Origin of the sequence: Alloprevotella sp. oral taxon 473 str. F0040 (assembly GCF_000318095.2) — a bacterium.
Taxonomy (GTDB): Bacteria; Bacteroidota; Bacteroidia; order Bacteroidales; family Bacteroidaceae; genus Alloprevotella.
In genome coordinates, this window is record NZ_KB290714.1 from 288,710 (window position 1) to 307,854 (window position 19,145).

General features: G+C 46.4%; 12 protein-coding genes and 1 tRNA gene. 8 read left to right on the plus strand and 5 right to left on the minus strand.

The window, feature by feature from the left end; all coding sequences use genetic code 11:
* Positions 1 to 729: 729 nt before the first annotated feature.
* From HMPREF9999_RS03695 to HMPREF9999_RS03705, 3 genes are all read right to left on the minus strand, one after another.
* The gene (locus HMPREF9999_RS03695; protein ID WP_009437039.1) at positions 730 to 2,808 is read right to left on the minus strand and encodes a protein-disulfide reductase DsbD family protein; all 2,079 of its coding nucleotides are present in this window, start codon (positions 2,806 to 2,808) and stop codon (positions 730 to 732) included.
* A 94-nt stretch (positions 2,809 to 2,902) separates the two neighbouring features.
* Positions 2,903 to 3,988 (minus strand): TlpA disulfide reductase family protein, encoded by a 1,086-nt coding sequence (locus HMPREF9999_RS09920; RefSeq protein WP_009437040.1) that lies wholly within the window; start codon positions 3,986 to 3,988, stop codon positions 2,903 to 2,905.
* Positions 3,989 to 4,828: 840 nt separating this feature from the next.
* The gene (locus HMPREF9999_RS03705) at positions 4,829 to 6,967 is read right to left on the minus strand and encodes a DEAD/DEAH box helicase (RefSeq protein WP_009437042.1); all 2,139 of its coding nucleotides are present in this window, start codon (positions 6,965 to 6,967) and stop codon (positions 4,829 to 4,831) included.
* Positions 6,968 to 7,467: 500 nt separating this feature from the next.
* Between HMPREF9999_RS03705 and HMPREF9999_RS03710 the strand changes: the two genes are divergently transcribed.
* On the plus strand, positions 7,468 to 8,373 hold the full coding sequence (locus HMPREF9999_RS03710) for a helix-turn-helix transcriptional regulator (protein WP_009437044.1): 906 nt from the start codon (positions 7,468 to 7,470) through the stop codon (positions 8,371 to 8,373).
* Positions 8,374 to 8,641: 268 nt separating this feature from the next.
* Here the strand turns inward: HMPREF9999_RS03710 and rpsT are convergent, their stop codons facing one another.
* Positions 8,642 to 8,896 (minus strand): 30S ribosomal protein S20, encoded by a 255-nt coding sequence (gene rpsT, locus HMPREF9999_RS03715; protein ID WP_009437045.1) that lies wholly within the window; start codon positions 8,894 to 8,896, stop codon positions 8,642 to 8,644.
* Between the two features lie 161 nt (positions 8,897 to 9,057).
* A tRNA-Glu gene (locus HMPREF9999_RS03720) sits at positions 9,058 to 9,132 on the minus strand.
* A gap of 277 nt (positions 9,133 to 9,409) precedes the next feature.
* Between HMPREF9999_RS03720 and recO the strand changes: the two genes are divergently transcribed.
* The 7 genes from recO (at position 9,410) to HMPREF9999_RS03755 (ending at position 18,756) form a co-directional block, all read left to right on the plus strand.
* Positions 9,410 to 10,132: a DNA repair protein RecO gene (gene recO, locus HMPREF9999_RS03725; RefSeq protein ID WP_009437047.1), complete on the plus strand. Its 723-nt coding sequence runs from the start codon at positions 9,410 to 9,412 to the stop codon at positions 10,130 to 10,132.
* Positions 10,133 to 10,231: 99 nt separating this feature from the next.
* Positions 10,232 to 10,987 carry a 4-hydroxy-tetrahydrodipicolinate reductase gene (gene dapB / locus HMPREF9999_RS03730; RefSeq protein WP_044063037.1) on the plus strand — a complete coding sequence of 252 codons (756 nt, stop codon included), beginning with the start codon at positions 10,232 to 10,234 and terminating at the stop codon, positions 10,985 to 10,987.
* Positions 10,988 to 11,121: 134 nt separating this feature from the next.
* Complete coding sequence (locus tag HMPREF9999_RS03735; RefSeq protein ID WP_198144616.1) at positions 11,122 to 12,546, plus strand: S26 family signal peptidase; 1,425 nt, start codon at positions 11,122 to 11,124, stop codon at positions 12,544 to 12,546.
* Positions 12,547 to 12,699: 153 nt separating this feature from the next.
* Positions 12,700 to 13,485: a WbqC family protein gene (locus HMPREF9999_RS03740; RefSeq protein ID WP_009437051.1), complete on the plus strand. Its 786-nt coding sequence runs from the start codon at positions 12,700 to 12,702 to the stop codon at positions 13,483 to 13,485.
* A 217-nt stretch (positions 13,486 to 13,702) separates the two neighbouring features.
* On the plus strand, positions 13,703 to 13,867 hold the full coding sequence (rd, locus tag HMPREF9999_RS03745) for a rubredoxin (protein ID WP_009437052.1): 165 nt from the start codon (positions 13,703 to 13,705) through the stop codon (positions 13,865 to 13,867).
* A gap of 281 nt (positions 13,868 to 14,148) precedes the next feature.
* Entirely contained in the window at positions 14,149 to 14,610 is a 462-nt protein-coding gene (gene bcp / locus HMPREF9999_RS03750; RefSeq protein WP_009437054.1) for a thioredoxin-dependent thiol peroxidase, read from the plus strand.
* A 342-nt stretch (positions 14,611 to 14,952) separates the two neighbouring features.
* Positions 14,953 to 18,756, plus strand: a complete 3,804-nt coding sequence (locus HMPREF9999_RS03755; RefSeq protein ID WP_009437057.1) for a hypothetical protein — start codon at positions 14,953 to 14,955, stop codon at positions 18,754 to 18,756.
* The last annotated feature ends 389 nt before the right edge of the window (positions 18,757 to 19,145 follow it).

The window sequence follows — 19,145 nt, forward strand, 5'->3', positions numbered from 1 at the left end:
GCAGGGCAAGGAGAGGGAGCAAAAGACAAAGTCTGACGATTTGTGAAAATAGCTCTCTCACGCGTGCGCGTACGCGCGCACTACACCAATTTCTCACTTTTTGCTTTCACAACCTTCACAGAAATCTTTGTAACTTCCTTATATCTAGTGATATACAAGGGGTTTTCGGACACTTTTTAACAGTGTGCGCTGAAAGTCGTCTTTTTGTTGCCATTTTTGGGGCGAAATAGGGAGGAAAATGAAGGGAGTGTTGCAAAATCTGAAATTCTAGCTTTTAGAGCGGGGGTGTGAAGGTTGTGAAGGTTTTTTGTTCAAAATCCCAGGGAAGGCGCGTGTACGTGCGCGCGTGAGCATCGGCTTGGGAAAGACTCTTTCTCGGGGGAGAAAGGGATTGGAAGAATGGATTGAATTCGTGATGTCCGATAAAAGGGATTTATCTATTTATTTTGCTAAGTACATTTTGCAAAATTATGGGTGTTCAAAGTTTTTTCGTCACTTTTTTGCTGTTTTTTCTCACTTAGGGGAGATATCTACCCCTATATGTGTAGAGGGCATTAGTTGATGGAGCATGCCACTGCTAGAAAAAGTAGCGGAAAATCGAAGTATGGGAGACTTTTCCAGAAATGGGGATTTCTAGGGAAGAGGGCACAAAAATCCCCCATGACTGGAAAGTCCAATCATGGGGGAACAAACTCAATCTGATATATTCGAGTGAAGAACAGACGGTCTCTATTCTGCCGTCTTTTTGTAGGCCTTGATGCCGTTGTTGAGGAAGTCTACATATTCCGAGATATTCTCGTTGTAGCTACGGCTAGGCCCTAAGGGCTGACCTTCGCCATCGAGAGCAATGTAGAAGGGCTGAGCATTTGCACCAAACTTGTTGCGCTGAAGATAGCTCCAACGGTCACCTACGGTACGGAGAGTGGTGATTTTACCATTTTCTTCCACTTCTATGGGTGCAGGAAGTGCGGTCTTGTCGTCTACATAGAGCGAGATGAGCACATAGTCCTTGTTGATGAGGTCGCGTACTCGTGCATCGCGCCATACTGCAGTCTCCATCTTGCGGCAGTTGACACAGCCAAATCCGGTGAAATCTAGGAGCACAGGTTTGCCCGTTTGGCGAGCATAAGCCATACCCTTTTCGTAGTCCGTGAATTTGGCTTCTACCTTCACCACATCAAGGTTGAAATCCTGTGTGCTCATGGGAGGAGCAAAGGCACTGACAGCCTTGGTGGGTGCACCCCAGAGGCCAGGAATCATGTAGATGGCGAAGGCGAGAGAGGCGATGCCAAGGAAGAAGGAAGGCACGGTGGTCTTGCGCTCTGTTTCATCATCGTGGGGAAACTTGATAAATCCGAAGAGATAGCAAGCCAAGAGGGCGAAGAGGGCAATCCAAAGGGCAAGGAAGGTTTCGCGATCGAGCAAACGCCAACCATAAGCCAAGTCGGCTACGGAGAAGAACTTGAGGGCGAACGCCAATTCCAAGAAACCGAGGGTCACTTTGATCTTGTTCATCCACGAACCGCCACGGCTGGTCTTCTTCAAGAGGGTGGGGAAGAGAGCGAAGAGGGTGAAGGGAAGTGCCAGTGCAATGGCGAAACCGAGCATGCCGATGGTGGGAGCGATGGCGCCACCGCCAGAGGTGCTGACACCCACGAGGAGAAATCCGATGATGGGACCGGTGCAAGAGAAGCTCACCAAAGCCAAGGTGAAGGCCATGAGGAAGATGCTCAGCAAACCAGTGGTGCTGGATGCTTTAGAGTCGATGGCGTTGTTCCACTTGGAAGGGAGGGTAATCTCAAACCCGCCTAAGAACGAAGCACCAAAGGCTACAAGCATGGCGAAGAAGAGAAGATTGAAGATGGCATTGGTGGAGAGGTCGTTCAAAGCTGAGGCTCCGAAGATGGAAGTCACGATGACGCCAAGTGCCACGTAGATGATCACAATGGAGAGGCCGTATGTGAAGGCATCGCGAAGGGCTTTGCGACGATCGCCACTGCGCTTGAGGAAGAAGCTCACCGTCATGGGGATGATGGGCCACACGCAGGGAGTGGCGAGTGCTATAAGACCGCCGATGAATCCCAGCCCGAAGATGACCCAAAGGCTTTGGTTCAAGTGATTGCCATCACCAAAAGCCTTGAGTGCCTCGATAGAAGGCTCGTAAATCTTACGAAGTGTAGCACTATCGAGTTCGGCTACACTAGCCTCGTTGGCTGTTAATTCAGGAAGGAGATCTGAGCTTTCGCCAGTGACAGAGATGGTGTCTACCAGTCCGTCAATAGGATCGTTATCAGCGTTGTTTGCTGCTATGGCTTCCTCTTCTGCTGCTTTTTTTTTATCAGCAGCGGCAGACTTAGCAGGGCCATCGGCACCTTTCACGGAGCAGTCCACGCTGGTGGGTGGTAAGCAGTTCTCATCGTTGCAGGCACCATATTTGAGATAGCCTTTGAGGCTGTAGTCCTTTTCGAGGAGTTCTACGCGCTGAGTGAATAGTGCTGAGCCTTCAAAGTAGGTGACAGGCATGTCAAAGATGGGGTCTTGTTTGTGTTTCAAACCAGGGCCTTCTTTGAGTTTGCCTACGAGACGAACTCCTTTGAGGTTGTCTGTGCCGAAAGTGGCAGCCGTTGGGCCACCAGGGCCTATGTTGGCACCATAGACGTGCCAACCTTTGTCCATTTTACCTGTGAAGACAATGTCAATCTCAGTGGGACTAACGCGCTTGTACGACACGTTGAAGGTCACCTGTGCCGCAACAGAGAGTATGCTAGCCACGAAGGTGAGTAGGAGAAGGGTGAGTTTATGTTTCATCGTGTAGTTTTAGTGGAGTGAATGAGAAGTATTTCAGAAGTCTTGAGTCAGGAAGGCGTTGCTTGCTGAAGCAATCAAGAAAAACTTCTCGCTATTATTTGAGGAGTTCGGCCACCTTAGCTTCGAGTTCTGCACCGCGCAGACCGAAGGCTACGATTTTACCTTGCTTGTCGATAAGGAGAGTGGCAGGGATGCTGCGGATACCGTAGATTTGTCCAGCTTCGCATTGCCAGCCTTTGAGATCGGAGAGTTGAGGCCACTTGAGACCCATGCTAGCGATGGCACCTGTCCAAGCCTCTTTGCTCTCATCGAAGCTCACACCCACAATTTCCAAACCCTTGCTGTGGAAGTCTTCATAGAGTTTCTTCACATGGGGCATCTCTTTGCGGCATGGGCCACACCATGAAGCCCAGAAGTCTACGAGGGTGAGTTTATTGTTCTTGACGAAGCTAGAGAGAGACTTCATTGCGCCAGTGGGAGTGGCCATCTTGAAGTCGGTGAAATCCTTGCCTGGTGCGCGGAGAGCTTCAAGTTCCACCTCTTTACCAAGTTGCTCCATGATGGGCTTGAGGAGGTCGGTTTGGAAGCAAGCTGGTTTGCTGGCGATGAGTTCCTTGATATCGCTTTCTTCCATCACTCCAAGATATTGGTAGACGAGGGCAGCATTGTACATCGCCTCTGGATGAGTCTTTACGCTTTGTTTGACAGTAGAAGAAATCTTGCCGAGATCTTGCAGGTATTGTTCATAGAGCTTGTTGAACTCTTGAGTCTCGGTCTTTCCAGCTTGTTTGAGTGTCATGAGCTCACGAGTGTAGCCCAAAATCTGAGGTACAAGTGGGGTGATTTTGCTCTGCACTTCGTTGAGCAGATGGTTTTCAGTTGTACCGCTCACAGTATTGGTGGGTAAGTCTACGCGCACGTCACCATTGAGTACGGCAGCAATGGCATTGTCAAATCCACTTTTCTCAGTGAGGAGGATAAAGGGCTTGTTGTCTGCTGTGCCAGAGAGTGAAAATTTACCATTGGCATCCACTTTGAGAGAGTCAACTCCAGAACCTTGAAGATTTTTATAGTAGACAGTCTTTACGCCTGGTGAAGCTTTTCCTTCAAGGACAAAGCGTTGTGCGAAACTAGTGCCGAAAGCCGACAAAAGTGCGAGGGTGCAGAGCATTTTCTTCATACGTGTACTATGGGAATAATGGGTGAGGTGTCTGTGTTTCTCGGGAGAAAACTTTAGATAGGGAATCGTTTGTTCTAATTATAGGAGAACTCACGGACAAAAAATGTGACGTTTCGAGACAGAAACGTACTACTATTGTTGCAAAAATAATGATTCCTTGCCATTGGAACAAATGTTTTGTATCTTTTCGCGTAAATTCTAGTTTGAAATTGCTAGTTACGAAAGTTGAAAGGACGTGCACGAGCTAAATGCGTGAAAGTAGCTATCGGGATGAGCCGTGAACTGGTGGAAGAGTGGTGATTACCCTATATAAAACGAAAGTAGCCATCTTCCACTGAAGACGGCCATCTTTCGAACATAGACATAACAATTTAAATTCTTACTCTGATGGGCAACAAGCTTGATTTGAACCAAGCGGCCTTGCTATCAGATTGCACTGCAAAGGTAGACACTTTTTGAACCTTGCACAATACTCACTTGCAGTGATTTTGTGTAATCCACTATGAGAGTAGGGGCGAAATCACTAGTTGTAGTGAGCGAAAATCCTGAAATCACGTTGTTTTGTAATTTCAAATTTGCAAAAATGGAGTTTATGGTGGTTGAACCTCTTTGATTTTCATCATTTTGATGAGTTCTTTTTGCTACTGACACAGTGGTGAGTCGGAGAATAACGCTATGAAATGTCTATATTGTTGGCTTTTTTGCTCTAGGGCATACCTACTTTTATGTGATTGGGGATCTTGACCTACCTACTTTTAGGTGATGCCTCTGTTGTTGGGCTGCCCGAAAATGCATCAAAGTGGTGAAAATGCCGAAGCAAATTCACCACTTTGGTTGAAATTAGCGACTGAAGAATTGCATCCAGTCATCTTTTTTGTATTGACTGTCTTGACGGTTGCTGGAAGAGTCGTAACCACCCTTTTTGCCTTTCTTGTATGAGGGTTTGGCATCATAGCCCCCGCGGTCGGATTTGCGACTTCCTTTGCCGTAGGATTTTGTGCCGCGGTCTGAGTAGCGGTCTGATTTGTCGCGGTTGCGGTCTGATTTCTCGTAGCTGCGTTCTGATTTTCCGCGCTTACCTTCGCGACCACGAAGACGTTGGCTTGGGTCGGCATCGCTGCGGTCGGCATCGTCTACGACAACACGGCGTTCACCTACTTTGGCTTTCGCCATCTTGGCCTTCACCAGTTCTGCATCTTCCTCGGGCACTTCAAAGAAGGAACAAGTGGGCAGGAGGTCGATGCGACCAATCTCTACTTTGCCCTTGACATAGCGATTGACGAGGTTGATGATTTCGCGCGCGAAGAAGTTGTCTTTCTTACCGAAATTGAGGAAGAGACGCTTATAGCCTTCTTCTGCTTCTTGTGTGCTACCTCCTTGTTTGGCGCGCTCTTTGCGCTGTGCGCGACGTTCTGCAGCGGCTTCACCCTTTTTGTCGGGGCGATCGGTGGGCTGTACGATCTCGGGAGCATTGGCATAGTAGGAAAGGAAGCGGCCAAACTCGTTTTGTACAAGACGTTTCACGAGTTCTTCCTTGCTCAACCACTCGAGTTTGTGCATCACTTCGAGGAGGAAAGGAGCGATTTGCTCTTCGTCCACCTCGGTGTGTTCGAGTTCGTCGATGACTTTGTAGAGTTGTTTGCTGCAAATCTCTTGAGGTTCGGGGAGGATGCCGACTTCAAACTTCTTGCCAATGACGCGTTCGATGAGGCGCACTTTGCCCTTTTCGCGGATGTGGATGATGGAGATAGATGTGCCTCGCTTGCCTGCGCGACCGGTGCGGCCAGAACGGTGAGTGTAGTTTTCGACATCATCGGGCAAACCGTAGTTGATGACGTGGGTGAGTTCGTTGACATCAAGTCCACGTGCGGCAACGTCGGTAGCTACAAGGAGTTGGGTGCGGTGTTGGCGGAACTTCTGCATCGTCAAATCGCGTTGGGCTTGGGCTAAATCGCCGTGCAACGCTTCTGCGCTATAACCGTCTTTGATGAGCTGGTTGGCTACCTCTTGAGTTTCGAGGCGCGTGCGGCAGAAGATGATGCCATAGATGCGGGGGTAGTAGTCGACAATGCGCTTGAGGGCTGCATATTTGTCTTGTGCCTTGACGAGATAGTAGGTGTGATTCACGTGTTCTGCACCTTCGTTGCGGCTACCGACTACAATCTCTTGGTAGTCTTTGAGATAGCTCTTGGCGATGCGCTCAATCTCTGGTCCCATGGTGGCAGAGAAGAGGAGAGTCTGACGCTTTTCGGGGAGCGCAGCAAGAATCTCGTCGATGCTGTCGGTGAAGCCCATGTTGAGCATTTCGTCAGCTTCGTCGAGGACGATGTTGCGGACACTGTGAAGTTGCGCTACCTTGCGGTGCATCAAGTCGATGAGACGGCCTGGAGTGGCTACAATAATCTGGCAACCCTTTTTGAGTTGACGGATTTGTCCTTCAATACTCGTACCACCATAAACGGCTACGACGTGGAGTCCGTCGATGTAGCGGCTATAGTCTTTCAAGTCATCGGCAATTTGCAAGCAAAGTTCGCGTGTGGGACTGAGGATGACGACTTGGGTGGTGCGGTCTTTAGGATTGATATTTTGCAAAACGGGAAGACCATAAGCTGCGGTCTTACCAGTGCCAGTTTGTGCCAAAGCGATGATGTCGCGATGACGTTGGCTTTCGGCAAGTGCTTCGGTGTCGAAGTCGGCATCGGCGGTCATCTCTGCGATGACTTCGGTGCTTTCTTCGGCAGCCTCTGTGATATCGGCACCTTCTGCTGAAATAGCTGAAGCTTCTTCAGACATTACTGATGCTTCTTCAGAAGTGTGTTCGCTATCGTTAGCCGTGGGAATAAATGTGTTGGGGAATGAGGGGTTGTGGAGGAGGACGGGAATCACAGCCTCTTGGACGGGAGTGGGGTTTTCGTAGCCCATCTCGCTAATCGCGGTGAGGAGTTCTTCTCGCAAACCGAGTTCTGAAAAACTTTTCAAGGAGTAAAGGGGATAAATAAATGAGAAACTACGGTGTTTTCTCGTAAGAAATAATAGATCGGAGCGTTCTGTTCCGATTTCACCCAAATTGTCTCCACTAAGTCGCGGAGGGGGAGCACTGCAACCAGGCTCTGCTATGGAAGAAAAAACACCAAACTTGAGAACAACAATAAGCGTTTGGGCGCGTTAGCCATATTGATTCCAATCAATCCTGCGCAATATTTCGGCTTAACTCCAAAAATAGGGGAGTGTCTGTGACTGCTCTTGAACTGCGCAACACCATTGTTGTCTCGTCCGTTTAGCTCATTGTCGTGCTTTACACGCTGCAAAGGTACGGTTTTCTGTTGAGATACTCGGCTTTTGCTGGTACAATCTCTTGATATTCATTCTTTTTTCGTAGCTTTGTAGAGTATCTGCTATGTCGGCTTGCGCATTGACCCTTTGCTTTGAGGCGGTGTAGATGTTTTTATTTTTGATTTTGTGACTCAAATCATTGTGCTATGGAATATGACTCTCTTACTCGTGCTTTGCAATTGGCAGAAATTTTAGCTGAAGGTCAGTTCTTGACTGTGGCTCAAATGGCCGAACGCAGTCATTTGCATCCTAGAAGGGTGTATCGCTTGTTGGAGACCTTTCCGAGGGTGGGGTTGACTCTTGAGCAGCAGAGGCATAGCTACCGACTGAGAGCTGATGCTCCTTTCTTGAAACGAGTGACTTCTTTTTTGCATTTTACGCCAGACGAGGTGCTGACCCTCCGACAGATTCTTACAGCGGTGCCGAATAGTTCGGTGCAGGCTCGGCTGTTGCGTGAGAAATTGGAACGGTCTACGAGTGAGAGCTTGTTTATTCCGCCTGATGTGGACGAGGTGACAGGTCGCAACATCCGCACTATGTTTGAGGCTATCGAAGGGGAGCGTATTGTGGTGTTGCGCGGATATAGTTCTTCGCGCAGTCAGAAGCGTGATCGCTATGTCGAGCCTTATGCTTTCTTACCTGGTAATCGGGATGTGCGTTGCTTTGAAATTAGTACGCGTACGAACAAAACCTTTAATCTCTCCCGAGCGGAATCGGTGGAAATGGTGGATTTGCGTTGGACTTATCGAGATGAGCATCGCCCGCTGTTGGTCGATTTGTTTCACTTTTCAGGAGAAAGTACGACATTGGTGACGTTGCGTCTTGGAGTGTTGGCGAAGAGTGTGCTGCTCGATGAGTATCCGCAGGCAGAGCGCAGATTGACTCAAGAAGACGATTCACATTGGTTATGGGTGGATGAGTTTTGTTCGATGAAGGGTGTGGGGCGTTTTGTGATGGGGCTCCTTGAGGATATTGAGATTGTCGATGCACCAGAGCTAGAGGCGTATATTGTGGAGCAAGTGTCTCGAGCTGCCTCTCGATTTGTGCAGTAGAGGAAGGTGGTGTTGCGATAGAATGGGGGGCTGTGGTTGAGTTTGGATGGAGTTTTCTTCCTGTTTATCCACTTGAATTAAGTGTGAGAGATAGACACAAGGATTAGACAGGGGGAGTTCCGTTTTATAGTATAGGGCTTTTAATTCACCCCTGGCCATGAAAGTCGCTGCTAAGCCTTAGGTCTAAAGAGAGTCAGGGCATAAAGCGCAAAAAAGCCGTTCCTTTGATAGGAACGGCTTTTAAATTCTAATTAAAGAAGGCGGAAGTTTAAGCCAACTTGCTTACGTGAAGCATGAGGCTAGACTTGATGTTAGCGGCCTTGTTCTTGTGGATGATGTTCGTCTTAGCGAGCTTATCGAGCATCTTCTGTACTTTAGGAAGAAGTTCAACTGCTACAGCTTTGTCGGTAGTAGCGCGGAGCTTGCGAACTGCGTTACGCATAGTCTTAGCGTAGTAACGATTGTGCAAGCGACGAGTGGCGGTCTGACGAATTCTCTTTACCGAAGATTTGTGGTTTGCCATGTGAAATGGAGTTGTTTGATTGATTAAAACTTAGAATTGACTGCCGGCACTCTTCAGCAGGAGGAATTTAGAACGTCTCACGACGGTGCTGCTTCAGACGTAGCCATTGCGAACGTAAAAGAATTGGGGAATTCTTTGCAGAACTCCCCACTTCGATTACTTGGTAGTCCCTAGGAGAGTCGAACTCCTCTTTAGAGAATGAAAATCTCTCGTCCTAACCGATAGACGAAGGGACCGTGCATGTGGGGCAGCGTCGCATCATTTAAGTGTGCCGTTGTTTCCCGATTGCGATGCAAAGGTAGAGACTTTTTCTGAAACTACCAAGTCTTTCTCCGACTTTTTTTCGTTTTTGCGCGTTTTTTCTTTGTTTTCCTCGTTTTTTGCCCATAAAAGAGCCTTTTTTCTTTGGACTTTCGCCTAAATCAACTTTTCAATGTACCTTTGTCTTCGTTGAAAAGAAACGCTCTTTTGAGGGCGAAAGATGAAGATAGATATGACTATTGACGACTATATATGATTATTGACGACGAAATACTGATTTTTCACGCACTTCGATATAGCGACGACCAACTCATTGTGGAAGGCTTGGCGCGAAATTATGGAAGGGTTTCTTTCGTGGTGCGTATTTCTCATGCTCCGCGAGCCAAAGTGCGGCATGTGATTTTCCAGCCGATGGCTGTGCTGGAAGTGCAATGGGAAGAAAAGCCACGTGCTAAGTTGATGCGACCGATAGCGGCTCGTGTGTCGCAACCTTGGAGTTCGCTGCATACATCTCCCATAAAGGCTGCAATCACGCTTTTTCTCGCAGAGTTTTTGTTGCAGGTCTGTCGTCACGAACAGTCTGGCGAGCTTTTCTTCGATTATCTCTTGCATAGTCTCACATGGTTGGATACCGCGGAGGAGGGTTTTGCTAATTTCCATTTGCTCTTTCTCATGCGCTTGGCGCAGTTCTTAGGTATTGCTCCGAATACGTCGGACACAGGATTGCCTTTCTTTGACCTTATGGCAGCTGAGTTTGTCTCACGCGCGCCCGCGCACGCATATTATATATATGGTGATGAGGCTAGAGCTTTCGAGCAACTCTTGCGTATGAATTTTTCAACGATGCATCTTTTTCAACTCACGCGGACGCAGCGAAATCGCATTCTAGAACTCATTCTTACCTATTATAGACTACATATTCCCTCTTTGCCAGAGTTAAAGAGCTGGGAGGTATTGCGAGAAATTTTTACGTAGTTATTCAGGCTAAAATCAAAGAAAGATTTGCGACAGTCGGCAGAAAACTGTATTTTTGTCCTTGAATCTATAATAAATAAGCAGATAAATCAGCAAAATATGAAGATAGCACTCATAGGATATGGCAAAATGGGGCACATGATTGAAGACATCGCTAAACAGCGTGGCCATGAGATTGTGTCGATCATTGATGTCAATAATGTCAATGACTTCGAGAGTGAAGCCTTTCGTTCGGCAGAAGTAGCCATCGAATTTACAAATCCCACTGCGGCTTATGGCAATCTGCAAAAGGCTTGGGCGCAAGGTGTAAAGGTGGTGAGTGGAAGTACGGGTTGGATTGCTGAGCATGAAGCAGAACTCAAAGCTGCTTGTGCGAACGAAGGAAAGACCCTTCTTTGGGCTTCTAACTTCTCCCTCGGAGTTGCTATCTTTGGTGCGGTCAATAAGTATTTGGCGCATATCATGAACCAGTATTCTGACTACGAAGTGAGCGTGACAGAAACTCACCATGTTCACAAACTGGATGCTCCTTCGGGCACTGCCATTACGCTTGCTGAACAAATCGTGGATCGCATGCAGCGCAAGACGCATTGGACGAAAGGTGAGGTGCAGGAAGCTGATGGCACGATAACAGGTAGCCAAGAGAACGCTCCTGATGCACTTCGCATTGATGCTATCCGACGTGATGAGGTGCCTGGTATTCACACGGTGAAATATGATTCGTTGGCAGACTGCATCAGCATCACCCATGATGCTCACTCGCGACAAGGTTTTGCTCTAGGTGCTGTTCTTGCTGCTGAATATGTGGCTAAGCACGAAGGTTGGCTCACTGCTGAGGATCTCTTCAATTTCTAGAATAATATGTGTGAATCTTATTATGGGAGTCTTGCAGATTGCAGATGATGCTTGCAAAAAGTAGGACTTCGTTGCCAAAGATTCTACCTTCTATTTCCTTACTATCCATCATAAATCCTTGATTTATGCTCAAAATGCCTAAAGTCACGCGCCGTCAATGGGTACTCTTTGGAGTGGTTACTGCGCTTTATCTTCTTTTCCTTCTCTGGGTTGAGTCTTGGTGGGGACTCCTTGTTGTGCCCTTCATCTATGATCTCTACATCAGTCGTAAAATCAACTGGGGATGGTGGCGCACTAGTCCTGACCCCATTGTGAGAACGGTGATGAGTTGGGTGGATGCGATTGTTTTTGCACTCGTGGCTATCTACTTTATCAATCAATACTTCTTCCAAAACTTCGTCATCCCCTCTTCCTCGCTCGAGAAGACTTTGTTGACTGGGGATTATCTCCTGGTGTCTAAGCTAAGTTATGGCCCTCGTATTCCACAAACTCCCCTCACGATGCCCCTCACTCAGCACAACCTTCCAGTGTGGCTAGGAGGTGGTAAGAGCTATATCGAATGGCCACAATGGGATTACCGTCGTGTCAAAGGCTTGGGACGAGTGCAGGTGGGAGACATTGTGGTTTTCAACTATCCTTCGGGAGACACCGTAGCCAGCAACTTCCAGAATCAAGACTATTATGGGCTTGTGTATTCCACGGGTGCGCAGGCGCTCGGTATCAACGAACCCAGTGACTCGCTTTCTCCTCAAGAGCAACGCGCAGCCTTTGCCAAGATTTATGGTATAGGGCAGCAGATACTCAAGCAAAATGCAGAAGTGGGAGAAATAATTTCTCGTCCTGTTGATCGTCGTGAGAACTATGTTAAGCGTTGTGTGGCGATAGCTGGCCAAACGCTCCAAATCAAAAACAACGACATCTATGTGAATGGTAAGAAACAAGCTCGACCAGAACACATGCAGCTCGTCTATAACGTGCGTTTCAAGCAAGCTCCTAGCGTAGATTTCTTGAAAGATAATGGCGTAACGCGTGAAGACTTGTCTCGTGCAACAGATGGCCAGGTTATTAGCATGCCGCTCACTGCTCAACTCTACAACTACTTCAAGCAGCATCCCGAGGTAGCTACGATTGATGGTAAGGAACCTAGCTGGAATCACTGGCTCTTTCCGCTCAATATGGCCAAGAATTGGACAACTTCTGATTATGGTCCTGTTTGGGTTCCACAAAAAGGGGCAACTATTCAGCTCACGCTTGAGAATCTCCCCTTATATGAACGTTGCATCGCCATTTATGAAGGCAATAAATTGCAGGTGAAAGACGATAAAATCATTATCAATGACAAGGTAGCTAATAGTTACACCTTCAAGATGGACTATTATTGGATGATGGGTGACAACCGTGACCTCTCTGCCGACTCCCGATTCTGGGGATTTGTTCCTGAAGATCATATTGTGGGCAAACCTCTTATGGTGTGGCTCTCCCTTGATTCCGACTATGGTTTGTTCGATGGCAAAATCCGATGGAATCGCACCTTTAAGTGGGTAGGTGATATTCAATAGTCGGAAAGTATCACCCCAAGGCTTGATAAATTCACGTTTAGGTAGGAGCAACGTTGTTGCTACTCTCCATAGATTAAAAAAGAAATGGGATGCACCGCTTATTAAAGATAAGGAAGTGCATCCCATACTTATTTTTATACCTACGATATTGCTATGATTCCGATTCTTACCTCGGCTTATCTCGCACCTGTTCACTATTATACAAAACTGGTTTCTGCGCCCTGCGTTATAGAAGAACGCAGTGAACACTATGTGAAACAGACTTTCCGCAATCGGTGTGTCATAGCCACAGCCGATGGTGTGCAATCACTCACCATTCCCGTTCAAGGGCGTAAGGAGTTGGGTGGCGATCATAAGACGCCCACCCGAGACATGCGCATTATTGATCATAATCGTTGGAGACAGCTTCATTGGAATGCCCTCGTTGCAGCTTATGATCGCACACCTTTCTTTGAGTATTTTGCTGATGATTTTTCCGCCATCTATCAAGGTGAGTACGAGTATCTAGTAGATTTCAATGCAGACCTTCAGCGGTTGGTGCTCAAACTACTCGATCTTCATCCTAAGATAATCGTAAATCAAGACGAGTATCTGATGTTGGACGATGAAGGGAAGTTGGTTAATGAGGGCCATCGAGATGAAGATGTGATGAGCTTTCTCTGTGAGAGTGCATCAACTGCCCCCTCTTTTTCAGAGGGAATTTTGGGAGATCTAGATGAGTATAATAAAAAACAATCCCCCTCAATAGGTAAGTTCTTAGATTTTCGTGAGAATATCCGTCCCAAGATAGACTATCGGTTCGATACTACTTTTAGTCCTGCGCCCTATTATCAAGTCTTTGCTCAACGTCATGGTTTTCTTCCGAATCTAAGTATCGTAGACCTCCTCTTTAATATGGGGCCTGAAAGTAGAATCGTGCTTAGGAATTCCATCGTTTAAGTCGAAAAAAACGACGTCTTAGGAGAGATATAAGCTCAAAATCTTAACCCCAAGTGATAAAATAATCGCAAACGACATAAGTTTGCGATTTTTTGTAGGAAAACATTTGGGAGAATGAAAATATTTTTCCAACTTTGCAGTGAAGGTTATGAGTTGCCGTCGCGGGCACTCCTCCTTTATCTCAACATAAACTTAACAATTTAACGATAGAACAACTATGCAAAAGTATCTTTGCGAGCCTTGTGGCTATATTTACGATCCCGCTGAGGGAGATCCCGATTCTGGTATTGCTCCAGGCACTGCATTTGAAGACATTCCAGAAGATTGGTGCTGCCCCATCTGTGGTGTTACGAAGGAAGATTTCGTACCCTACGAAGACTAATACATAGCCTCCATCGGAGGTAATTCTACATCATTCCCCGATTTGCACGGCAAGTTGGGGAATGTCTTTTTCGGAAGCTGTGAGATGTGGTGACTCTTGGTTCTCTTCAGACCTCAGTCTCCTTAAAGTCAGTCTCCCAACATCTACAGTCTATTCTCTGACGTCTAACATCTATTCTCTAATGTCTAACATCTATTCTCTAATGTCTAACGTCTAGGCTCTAATGTCTAATTTTTATTTTCTAACATCTAATCTCTAATCTCTAATCTCTAACGTCTAATATGAATATCGGCGACAAACTCCCCGAAGTACTCGGTATTGATCAGAATGGTCAAGAAGTGCGCACCAGCGAATATGCAGGTCGCAAAGTTATTCTATATTTCTATCCCAAAGACCAAACCCCAGGTTGCACAGCAGAGGCTTGTTCTCTTCGCGACCATTATAGTGATCTCACTCAGTTGGGATATGAAGTTATCGGCGTAAGTGCTGATAGTGTAGAGAGTCATCAGAAATTTATTGAAGCACACCAGTTGCCATTCCGTCTCATTGCCGACACAGAGAAGACACTCATCAATGCTATGGGAGTTTGGGGAGAAAAGAATCGTTATGGTAAGATTACTATAGGTCTTTTGCGCACCACCTTCCTCATTGATGAAGAAGGGAAAGTAGAAAGCATCTTTACCCCAGGTCAGATTCGCACTAAGGAGCATGCTGCGCAGATTATTAAGCGTGTGAATGGATAGCTTCACCTTTGTGTCGTGCATAAACTTGTGAATAAGATAAGCAACTTGTGCCACGAATGTGAATATTATTTCTATAAAAATGGACAGGCAGTAGGCGAAAAATCGTCATTTGAGTGCGATTTTGCCGTGTGGAGTTGAAAAAACATTATCATAGGCGTTTTTTCTCCCCCAAAACTGCTATGTCCAGTTTTTTTTTTATACCTTTGTCGGCAGATATGTCGTGCTTTCGTGAAAGAGTGAGTTTTTGCATTTTGTAAAACTTGGGAAAATGCGTCTGTACCCCATGCCTATTTTTCTAAAGCAAATCCCAAACAATCGTTTAATTCTTAATTTAATCATTCAATGAAACAGGTTTACAAATTGCTCGCTTCGGCTGCCGTTGTGCTCGTCGGTGTGACTAATTTGTCAGCTCGTAACTGGTCGCCCACCACAGAGGCTGTGACCCAGATTGAAGCTGGCAAGAAGTATGCCCTGCAAGGTATTGTTTCTTCGGGTGGAAGCAACCGTTACCTCCAAGGTACGTCCTTCACCGAGAAATCTTACCTCTCCCCCGATGGAGTCTTTGAGTTCGTTCCCGTTGAGGGAGTCAAAGATGCAGCGGACAATCAAGTTTACTACTTGAAGGTATCTGGCAAGACCAAAGACCAATATGTGTCTGCTCCAGGCAATACAACATTCTACACCTCTTCTACTAACCGTGCATGGAAAGTAGTCGTAAAAAGTGCTGAGAAAAGAGAAAGGGAGCATACTTACAACTGGGAGACAAAGAAGGATAATGGTGATGACACCACTATCGTGCTCAAGGGTAAGGATGCTTATGTTCGCGAATCTATGGTTGAAAATGGTGGTGTCAACAAGTTCGACTTGAGCACCTTCACTTTCGCAGATCGCAACGATGCAGTGGTCATTGTTTCTTACCAGTCTAAGAACCCCAAGAAGAAGGAGCAAGATGCAGAATTCAACTTCTTCCTCACCAATGAAGCAGGCAACCTTTCAGTAGGTAAGGGTACCAACTACAACAACAACGTTTGGAACATCTTCGCAGTTGAAGAGAACGATGCTAAGGCATCTCTCAACAACGTTATGGATGCTACATTCGGCGAAGGTTTCAACATCGAAGACTTAGTAGATCCAACTAAGAAGGATTCTTATGTGCTGGGTAATGACATCGGTCAGTACGATGCTGCTAAGTATAAGGTTCTTAAAGAACTTTACACTAAGGCTAAGAAGGCTGTAGATGAAGAAGTGACTCTCACTGCAGACGAGATGGACAAGCTCGCAGAAGATCTTCCTAAGGCTTATGACGATTTCAAGGCATCTGGTAAGCCCTTGACCGAAGGTTACTACATCGTAGAGTCTTACCGTGCTCATAAGGAAACTGGTTATGACGGTGGTGCTCTCTATGACGAAGGTGCTGTGAAGAACGGTGCTAAGCGTTTGCTCTGGACCTACAAGGGTGGTACCACCACTTACAAGAAAGAGGATGAGCTTAACCACAAGTCTTTGAAGTTTATCTGGAAGGTAGAGAAGGATAATTCAAATCCTGGTTTCTTCTTCTTCAAGAACATGCAAACTGATCGTTACATCAACGAATCAGAAGTTGCAGGCTTCAACCAAACGGTAGAAATGAGCGACAAGCCTTTGGCTTCTTACAACATCGTAGCTAACATCCGCCAAGCAGGCTTCTTTACTTTCTATTCTCCTAAACTTTGGAGAGGTAAAGGCTTCCAAGGTGCAGCTAAAGACCTTTGGGAATTTGGTGGCTTGCACCCTGGTGGTGACCACGAGCGTGTCGTAGTTTGGGATTGGCAAGCTCCTGCTTCTGCTTTCTATGCTCGCACGATCACAAAAGAACAGGTTGATAAAATCCTTAGCGTTGCTAAGCAAGGCATCAACAACGATAAGGCCAATGCACTTGTGAACCAAGCGCAAGCTGCTCTCGACAAAGGCTACACTTACATGGCTGTAGACGGAAATGGTGTACGTCTTGAAAAGGCTAACTCTGGTGACTTCTCTACCGATGAACCTGGTCTCGTTACTGAAGCTGATAAGCTCAAGTCTCCTATGGCTGACAAGGATGAAGGCCAAAACATCGGAGCTTTCCTTGATGGCGATGCTAATAGCTATTTCCACTCTTCTTGGCACAATGGTGCTGATGCTTGGCTTGGTAGCCACTTCCTCCAATTCCAACTTGGTGAAGCTCAAAAAGAACTTTACCTCAAATGGGTGAAGCGTATCAATTCTAATGGTAGCATCAACAACAATGGTGCTCCTGCTAAGGTTACTCTTTGGGGTGCTAAAGACGATGCAGCCCTCGATAAGAATAAGGATAACAAGAAGGACGAGGCTGGCGCTGATGTAGTTGGTGAAGACGGCAACGTCGTTGTTGACTACGATGCTTGGAAGAAGCAAGGTTGGGATTCTCTCTCTGTTGCTACCTTCAGCTATCCTTATGATATTGAAGTTGGCGGCGCTACTAAGAAGAATGCTGCTGGTTACGCTTACTTCAAAGTGCCTGAAGGTTACAAGAACTTCCGTTTGGAAGTTGTGACTCGTGTGGACAATAGCGACAAGCCTAACGGTAATGCTTATTTCCACGGTTCTGAATTCCGTGTTTACCAAGGTAAGTTTGACGGAGTTAACTCTCTCATCTCTTCTGTTCCTACTCAAGACGTGAAGGCTCTCACCGATGCTATCGCTAAGTTGAAGGAAGAAGTAAAGGCTGAAAAGGCTACTCAAGAAAGTATCGACGCCCTCCAAAAGGCTTACGAACAATTCTTGAAGAACTATCCCGAACCTAAGCGTGTGACTGATGCCCTCGCTGAAGCAGAAAAGCTTTCTAAGTCATCTGTAGAAGGAACTGACGTTGGTTACTACAAGGATGGTGCTAAGGCTAAGCTTGCTGAAGTTATTGCTTCTGTGAAGACTAAGCTCGAAGCTCAAGTGAAGACTAAGGCTCCTAACGTAGATCAAATCAATGCTTATCTCGCTGAACTCAACGCAGGTCTTGCAGAGTTTGCTAAGCAACTCATCATGCCTGCAGCTGGTGTTTACCGCATCCAAAGTGCATCTGCAGAAAAGACTCGTGAAGGTCGCATGATGACTGCTATCAACTCTTCACGCGAAAGTCACTTGAAGATGTGGGGTCGTATCAGTGATCCTGATGTCAAGGGTGCTTATAAGGACGAACCTGGTTTCTCTTCTGTTCTCGGTGCATACTGGGATGTTCAGAAGGTGGACAATGGTTACACTCTCAAGAACGTCTACACTGGTCTCTACGCTGCTCCTAAGTCAGGTCAAGCTATGATGACTCAGAGCGAAAAGCCCTATACCTTCGACGTTGTATTTGCTAAGACTCCTGGTTGCTTCAACTTTGTGATCAAGGCTGAAGATGCAGAAGCTAAGAAGATCTATGTAAATGCTGAGTCTGACAACCTCGTGCTTTGGAACTCTGCTGAAGGTCAAGACAACTCTGCCTTCAAGTTCCTCCCTGCAACTGAACAACTCCAAAATGCTCTTGATCCTGATAATGGCTTCAAGGTGTATGTTCAAGCTAAGGTAACTCAAATCATCACTCTTCCTGTAAGTGCTGAATTTGATGCTGATAATGGTAAGTTCTTCACTGTAATTGGTCAAGATGCTGATTCTTATATCCAACTTGATGATGTTGAAGGTACAACGCTTAAGGCTGGTCAAGCTTATGTTTATATACCTGCTGAGAAGAACGAAAGCAATTTCGTGACTCTCTATCCTACTAAGGAAGTGAATAAGGATTACACTAAGCTCAATCCTACTCACACTCCAGGAGAAGCTGTAAATGGTTTGACTCCTGTCTTCGAAAACACTCGTTTGAAGGAAGATAGCGGTATCTTCAATGGTGACCACAGCCTCGTGCTCCTCTCTATCCAAAACGAAGGAGTTTCTGCTAACACTGGTTACTTCGATAAGATGCCTAAGACAGACAAGAAGGGTGATGCTGCAATTCAAGCTGAAGCTACTATCACTTCTCTCGGTCGTGTTGTTGTTCTCAACGACGCAACTGCTAAGTCTGGCGTTTACACCCTCTCTGGTGTACGTGTGAACAACACGAAGCACCTCCCTGCTGGTGTTTACGTTGTAAACGGTAAGAAGCAAGTAGTGAAATAAGTTTAGCCTCGTGCTAACTCATCACAACATCACGAGCTAGTCTCGTGCATATCGCACCCCATCTCTACATTAGAGGTGGGGTGCTTCTTGTTTTTAGGTCGATGCTTCTGAAGCTGTCGTTGTACATCTTGATTGTCTTTATGCTTAGCTTTACATTCGCATTAGCCTGTTTAATGCGCTATATGGTGCAGCACACGCTTGAACCCCAATCGGTCATTAGACCGTGATAGTGCAGATTGTTATGGAGAAGATAACTTCCTGTCATCTTTCGTTTTCTTGTTGGCATCTTGTTTCTCGTTTGTTCTCGACGTAGCCCGCTACGCCTTCAAACCAACGACAAACCATCTGCTCAACCATCAAATAAAATCTGTTCAGGATCTAATGACCGA